The following is a 6,557-nucleotide window of genomic DNA, read 5'->3' on the forward strand; positions in this document are numbered from 1 at the left end:
AGGGCTTCACCGCGCGCCGCCGCTCCGGGTGCAGCACCTGCCGCCAGTCCACGTCCGTCCGGGCCCTCAGTTCCTTCAGCACCCGGCACAGCGTCACGGCGTCCGGGTAGCGCGCCTCGGGCGTCTTGGCCAGCAGCCGCAGGCACACCGCCTCCACCTCCAGGGGCACCCGCGGGTTGACGAGGTGCGGCGGCAGGGGCTCGCGGTGCAGCACCGCCTCCACGTCCTCGCCCCCGTGCTCGGCGCGGCGGAAGGGGAAGCGGCCCGTCAGCAACCGGTAGAGCACCACGCCCAGCGCGTACAGGTCATCCCCCACGCCGGCCCGGTAGTGCGCGCCCGGCTCGCCCGCGTGTGCACGCCCATACGCCCACGCCTCGGGGGCGCGGTAGGCCGGCGTGCCCGGGGGAAACATCCCCTGCGTCAGCGTGGGGCAGGCCGGGTGCCAGCCCACCCCGAAGTCCACCAGCACCGCCTCGCCCGTCTCCTGGCTCACCAGGATGTTGGCCTCCTTCACGTCGCGGTGGATGACGCCCGCCTCGTGCGACACCGCCAGCCCCCGCGCCACCTCCAGCACCCGCTCCACCACCTCGCCCAGGCGGCGCCCCGGCGCCCACTCCTCCAGCGTGGGGCCCTTCACCAGCTCCAGCTTCACCCACACGTACCGGGGCGCCTCCAGGGGCCACTGGCCCGCGCCCAGCTGGCGCACCAGGTGGCGGTGGCGCAGGCGCATGCCCAGCGACACCTCGCGCCAGGCCCTCGCGGCCCGCTCGGGGCCCTGGTCCAGTGGCAGCAGCTTGAGGGCGGACACGTACCCGTCCGGGCTGCGCACCCGGTACACCGTGGCGAAGCCCCCGCTGCCCAGCACCCCCTCCACCTCCTCCCAGCCAATGCGCGTGCCGGGCGGCAGCGGGGACGTGTCGGGCGGAGGCGGCGCGGCCTCGGCGCCAGGGGGAAGGGGGGGCTCGGGCCTGGGGCTGGGGCATGGAGTCTGTGTGGACATGCGGGATCTGACCTCCGAGGACCTCAACGTATCAGGTCGCGTGCCCCCCGTGGTGGGCGCGGTCTCGCGGTCACCAGCACAGGACCCGCCTCGAGCCTGGGTCCCACCTGCCCGCCCGCTCGCGAGCGGGGAAGGGCAGGCAATTGCTTACATGGGTCATCCTCGACGCATGAGAGTTTTTGCCCAGACGGATGATTCCCGACCCGTGACATGGAATGTTTTGCCTGTCTTGAAGCAGCATTTCAAATGCTGTGGACCCCCCAACAGAGCGCCTCCGGTAGGGCCATGTCCGACTCCGTGCGGAGCCCCCGCGCTGTCCGGTAGTGGATGCCGCAATCGTTGGATTTCCGAGGGAAGACGAGGGGGGCGGCCCCCGGGTGGGGGAGGAGTGTCCGCTAGCGTCCATGGGCCGGACCCGGTTCACGAGGACAGGAGGCGAGCAGGCATTGTTTCCCGTATTTCCCTTTCATATCATTTACTCTCAGTGCTCCTGGATTCCCTGTCCATGTCAGGGAATGAGAGGAGGCACGGACCCACGGGGGGAAAGCGACATGTCATTCGCCACGCACGCACTGTCCCAGCAGTCCGGAGTGTCCGCGGAGCCCTCGCGCAAGGTGTTGCTGGTGGACCAGGCCAAGGAGCTGCGGCTGTACCTCACGCCCCTGTTGCGCGCGGTGGGCTGCGAGGTGGTGTCGGTGGACAACCTGCTGGCGGCCCGGGTGGAGCTGGGCCGGTGCCGGCCGTTGATGGTGGTGGTGGACTGGCGGGTGCTGCCGGCGGATGGCTCGCCCGGGTGCGCGGCGCTGCGAGGCCCCGCGCGGAATGGGGACGTGCCCCTCCTCGTGGTGGTGGGAGACCACACGCCGGCGGAGCTGCTGGAGGCGTGCGTGCGGGGCGGGGCGGAGGACTGCCTGCTGGGCCCGGTGCGCATCACCGAGCTGCAGGCGCGCCTGGACGTGCTGCGCGAGCGGCCCGGGCCCCTCGAGCCGCGGATGATGGAGCGGCGCACCCCGCGCACCGTGCTGCTGGTGGGCGAGGCGCCGGACACGCCCGGGGGCCTGGGCACGGACCTGGAGGCGTGTGGCCACCACCTGCTGTACGCCTCCACCCATGAGCAGGCCGTGGCCCGGGTGGCCGAGTGCGGCGAGCCCCTCCACCTGCTGCTCACGCGCGCCCGCGTCACCTCGGCCGAGGAGATGATGCGCGTGGAGCGCCTGCGCACCGAGGCGCGCCTGGGCCGGGTGCCCACCGTGGTGGTGACGGACGGCGACGTCACGGAGATGCCCATGCTCGGGCAGGTGTGGCTGAGCTCGCGCACCCTGGCGCCGCGCCACCTGCTGTCGCGCATCAACGGCCAGCTCCAGCGCAACCTCGCCGCGCTGCTGGTGGACGAGCGCGTGCCCTTCGTCTGCCCGGTGGAGTACCGCGAGGTGGGCACCTTCTCCTGGTCCTCCTGCTACTCCAGCGCGCTCAGCCCCGGGGCCCTCTTCGTGCGCACCCTGGTGCCCGCCCGCGCCGGCGCCGCGCTGGAGCTGCGCATCCACCTGCCCACCACCCGCGAGGTGCTCGAGGGCCCCGGCCTCGTCGCCTGGTCCAACCCGTACACCGCGCGCCGCACCGCCTCGTATCCGCTCGGCATGGGCATCCAGTTCCTGGGCATGAGCCCCCGGCGGCTGATGCAGCTGCGCGAGCTCATCCGCGGCAACGGCCTCATGTAGTCCCCGCTGTCTCCCCCATCGCCCGCAGGAGGAACGTCATGGCCAGGAAGAAGATCCTGCTCGTCGACGACTCGAGCACCGTGCTGTTGCTGCACCGGATGATGCTGGCCCACTGTGGCTACGAGCTCGTCACCGCGAGGGACGGCCAGGAGGCGCTGGACAAGGCCTCCACCGAGCGGCCGGACCTCATCTTCCTGGATGTGCTCATGCCCCGCATGGACGGCTTCCAGACGTGCCGGGCCCTGCGCGCACGCGCGGAGACGCGGGACGTGCCCATCATCCTCGTCACCACCCGGGGCGAGCCGCACTACGTGCGCCAGGGCTTCGAGAGCGGGTGCACCGACTACATCACCAAGCCCTTCGACGGCGAGGAGCTGCTGGCCAAGGTGCGCGGCCACCTGGAGGAGGCGCGGCGCGCATGAGGGAGCAACTCCACTGGGAGAACGAGGCCCTGCGCGCGGAAGTGGCCGTGCTGCGCGCGGAGAACGAACGGCTGAGAGAGGACGCGCAGTGGCGCGTGCAGCGCCAGGGACTGGTGGAGGCGGAGCTGGCCCACCTGGTGCGTCTGCGCGTGGCCACCCAGCGGCTGCACGAGACGCTCCAGCCGCTGGAGCTGTTGGACATCCTCCAAGACCTGCTCATCAACCTGGTGGGCTCGGAGACGCTGGGCATCTTCGAGCGCGAGGGCGCGGAGCTGGTGCTGCGGGTGTCGCTGGGCATCGACGCCGAGCGCTTCCGCCGGCTGCCACTGGCGGAGGACGGTCCCATCGGCCGCTCGGCGCGCAGCGGCGCCTCGTGGCTGGAGGAGCTGATGGAGGCGGGGAGCGCTCACCACCGGACACACGGGCCGCGCGCGTGCGTGCCGCTGAGACTGGGGGGGCACGTCCTCGGGATGATGGTGCTGTTCGGCCTGCTGCCCCACAAACCGCGCCTCGAGCCCGAGGACCGTGAGCTGCTGGAGCTGCTCGCGACGGAAGGTGGCAGGGCCTTGTTCTGCGCCCGCGGCATGGCCGCCGGCAAGCCGTCCTGAGCGGGCGGCTTCGAGGGAGGGGGACACACTTGGAACTGGATCGCGAGCGGCTGCTCGCCACGTTCGCCGAGGAGTCGGGCGAGCTCCTCACGCAGATGGAGGAGACGCTCGTCTCCCTGGAGGAGCACCCGGACGAGGAGGCGCTGCGGGCCATCTTCCGGGGTGCGCACACGGTGAAGGGCGCGGCGTCGGCGATGGGCTTCACCGGCATGACGGACGTATCGCACGTGCTGGAGGACGTGCTGGAGACGCTGGTGGAGCGGCGGCTGCCGGTGACGGACGAGCACGTGACGCTGCTGCTGGCGGCGGTGGACCGGCTGCGCGAGCTGCTGGCGGAGGTGCTCGCGGGGCGGGAGCGGCCGGCGGAGGAGGACGCGGCGCTGGTGGAGCGGCTGGGGGCGTGCGCCGAGGCGTTGCGCCAGCAGGAGGCGCGGCGAAGGGTGTACGCGCCGCGGGTGGAGGAGCCGGGGGTGGAGGACGCGGCGGGGCGGCGCGCGCGCACGCTGCGGGTGGACGTGGAGAAGCTGGACCGCATCGCCATCCTCACGGGGGAGCTGGCGATTGCCCGCACGCGGCTGGCACGGGTGCTGGCGACGGGCACGGCCGAGGAGGCGCTGGAGGTGCACCTCGAGGCGGACCGGCTGCACGAGGAGCTGCGGGAAGAGGTGATGCGGGTGCGGATGGTGCCGGTGGGCCCGCTCTTCCGGCAGCACCTGCGCACGGTGAGGGATTTGACGCGGACGGAGCGCAAGTGGGCGCGGCTGGTGCTGGAGGGTGAGGAGGTGGAGGTGGACACGGCGCTGGTGGAGGGCCTGCGCGAGCCGCTGCTGCACCTGGTGCGCAACGCGGTGGACCACGGACTGGAGACGCCGGAGGAGCGCAAGGCGGCGGGGAAGGCGGCGTGCGGCACGCTGGTGCTGAGGGCCTTCCACGAGCCAGGCTCGCTGGTGGTGGCGCTGAGCGATGACGGCCGGGGCCTGCACCATGACAGGCTGAGGGAGAAGGCGCGCGGGCTGGGGCTGGAGCCCGAGCGGATGACGGTGGAGGAGCTGGAGGAGCTCGTCTTCCTGCCGGGGTTGAGCACGGCCGAGGCGGTGACGGAGGTGTCCGGGCGCGGCGTGGGCATGGACGTGGTGCGCCGGAGCGTGGAGGCGCTGCGGGGCCTGGTGACGCTGCGCAGCCAGGAGGGGAAGGGCACCACGGTGACGCTGCGGGTGCCGCTGACGCTGGCCACCATCCAGGGCTTCTCGGTGGGGGTGGGCGAGGAGACGTACGTGCTGCCGCTGGAGGCGGTGCGTGAGTGTCTGGAGTTGCCGGTGGAGCGCACCGGGCAGCCGGGGGCCGGCGTGTTGAACCTGCGCGGCCGGGCGCTGCCCTACCTGCGGTTGCGCGAGATGCTGGGCGTGGAGGGCCCCGCGGCGGGCCGGGAGAGCGTCGTCGTGCTGGGCCACGGGGGCAGCCGCGCGGGCCTGGTGGTGGACGCGCTCTTCGGCGAGGGCCAGTGCGTCCTCAAGCCCCTGGGCCGGCTCTTCCGCCACCTGCCCGGCGTGTCCGGCTCCACCATCCTCGGCAGTGGCCGCGTGGGGCTCGTCCTGGACGTGCCCACGCTGCTGCGCACCGCCATCCGCCAGCGGCCCGCCGTGAGCTGACGCTCCGCCCGCTCGCGCCTTCTTCCTCCATTCCGAAAGAGAACCATGCTCCAGAACCTCACCATCTCCCGGAAGTTGCAGCTCGGCTTCGGGGTCCTCGTCGCGCTGCTCGCCGCCACCCTCTGGGGGGCCTATGGCTTCTTCCTGCTGCTGGTGAACAACCAGGACTACTTCCGCTCACGCGACGTGCAGATCTCCATGCTCTCCACGGGCCTCCAGCTGGTGCAGATGGAGCAGCGGGTGGCGGAGTTCGCGCTCACGGGCAACGAGTCCCTGCTCGACGCCCTGCCCGAGTGGAGGGCCAGCGTCGTCGAGAACAACCTCCAGCTGCGGAAGCTGACGGCCAGCAACCCCCGGGCGCAGCAGCTGCTGGAGCAGCTCATGGTGCAATACCAGCAGCACTACCTCCCCCACCTCGAGCACCAGGTGAAGCTGCGCCGGGACATGGTGGCCGGACGCGTTCCGATGGAGCACGTCGTCGACTACGTGGAGAGCGGCAAGGGCCGGCAGAGCCTGGAGCTCATGCAGAGCACGGCGATGGCCGTCATCCGCGACGAGCAGGAGCTGAACCAGCGGAATGCCGAGGTGACCGATGTCCAGGTGAGCTCCGTCAAGCGGATGTTGGTGGGGGGCGGCATCGTGGGACCGCTGCTGGCGGTGCTGCTGGCGTGGGTGCTGGCGCGCAGCATCACCCGGCCGTTGAACGAGGCGGTGGGGCTCACGGTGAGGCTGGCCTCGGGAGACCTGACCACGGCCGTGGAGGTGAAGGGCCGGGACGAGACGGCCCAGATGATGGCCGGCATGCGCGAGATGGTGCAGCGCTTCGGGGGCGTGCTGGGAGAGGTGCGGGGCGCGGTGGGCTCGCTCTCCGGGGCATCGGGGCAGGTGGCTGCGGCGGCGCAGGCGTTGTCACAGGGGACGAGCACGCAGGCGGCGTCGGTGGAGGAGACGACGACGAGCCTGGAGCAGCTGAGCTCGTCCATCAGCCAGAACGCGGAGACGAGCAAGCAGTTGGAGCGGATGGCGGTGAGGGGAGCGGCGGAGGCGGAGGAGAGCGGACTGGCGGTGAACGAGACGGTGGAGGCGATGGCGGCGATCGCCGAGCGCATCTCCATCGTGGAGGAGATCGCGTACCAGACGAACCTGCTGGCGCTGAACGC

Annotated in this window: 6 protein-coding genes; 5 read left to right on the top strand and 1 reads right to left on the bottom strand. The window is 71.9% G+C overall.

Going from position 1 to position 6,557, the window contains the following annotated elements:
* On the bottom strand, positions 1-1,000 hold a 1,000-nt coding region (locus tag VFZ09_RS09700), incomplete at its 3' end, for a serine/threonine-protein kinase (RefSeq protein WP_329727229.1).
* Positions 1,001-1,551: 551 nt separating this feature from the next.
* On the opposite strand from VFZ09_RS09700, the gene VFZ09_RS09705 reads away from it, so the two are divergent.
* The 5 genes from VFZ09_RS09705 to VFZ09_RS09725 form a co-directional block, all read left to right on the top strand.
* On the top strand, positions 1,552-2,718 hold the full coding sequence (locus VFZ09_RS09705; protein ID WP_329727230.1) for a PilZ domain-containing protein: 1,167 nt from the start codon (positions 1,552-1,554) through the stop codon (positions 2,716-2,718).
* Between the two features lie 38 nt (positions 2,719-2,756).
* A complete protein-coding gene (locus VFZ09_RS09710; protein ID WP_329727231.1) occupies positions 2,757-3,140 on the top strand; it encodes a response regulator in 384 nt (127 codons plus the stop codon).
* Positions 3,137-3,748, top strand: a complete 612-nt coding sequence (locus tag VFZ09_RS09715) for a GAF domain-containing protein (protein ID WP_329727232.1) — start codon at positions 3,137-3,139, stop codon at positions 3,746-3,748. Before VFZ09_RS09710 ends, VFZ09_RS09715 begins: the two co-directional genes overlap by 4 nt.
* A 29-nt stretch (positions 3,749-3,777) precedes the next feature.
* Positions 3,778-5,397, top strand: coding sequence for a chemotaxis protein CheA (locus VFZ09_RS09720; protein ID WP_329727233.1), 1,620 nt, complete (start codon positions 3,778-3,780; stop codon positions 5,395-5,397).
* 45 nt (positions 5,398-5,442) lie between these two features.
* A partial coding sequence (locus tag VFZ09_RS09725) for a methyl-accepting chemotaxis protein (RefSeq protein ID WP_329727234.1) occupies positions 5,443-6,557 on the top strand: 1,115 nt, incomplete at its 3' end.

The organism is Archangium sp., assembly GCF_036277355.1.
In the GTDB taxonomy this organism is placed as follows: domain Bacteria; phylum Myxococcota; class Myxococcia; order Myxococcales; family Myxococcaceae; genus Archangium.

What these genes read in the sequence shown, in the direction of transcription:
- VFZ09_RS09705 (WP_329727230.1), top strand. Translation starts at nt 1,552, where the DNA reads ATGTCATTCGCCACGCACGCACTGTCCCAGCAGTCCGGAGTGTCCGCG.
- VFZ09_RS09710 (WP_329727231.1), top strand. Translation starts at nt 2,757, where the DNA reads ATGGCCAGGAAGAAGATCCTGCTCGTCGACGACTCGAGCACCGTGCTG.
- VFZ09_RS09715 (WP_329727232.1), top strand. Translation starts at nt 3,137, where the DNA reads ATGAGGGAGCAACTCCACTGGGAGAACGAGGCCCTGCGCGCGGAAGTG.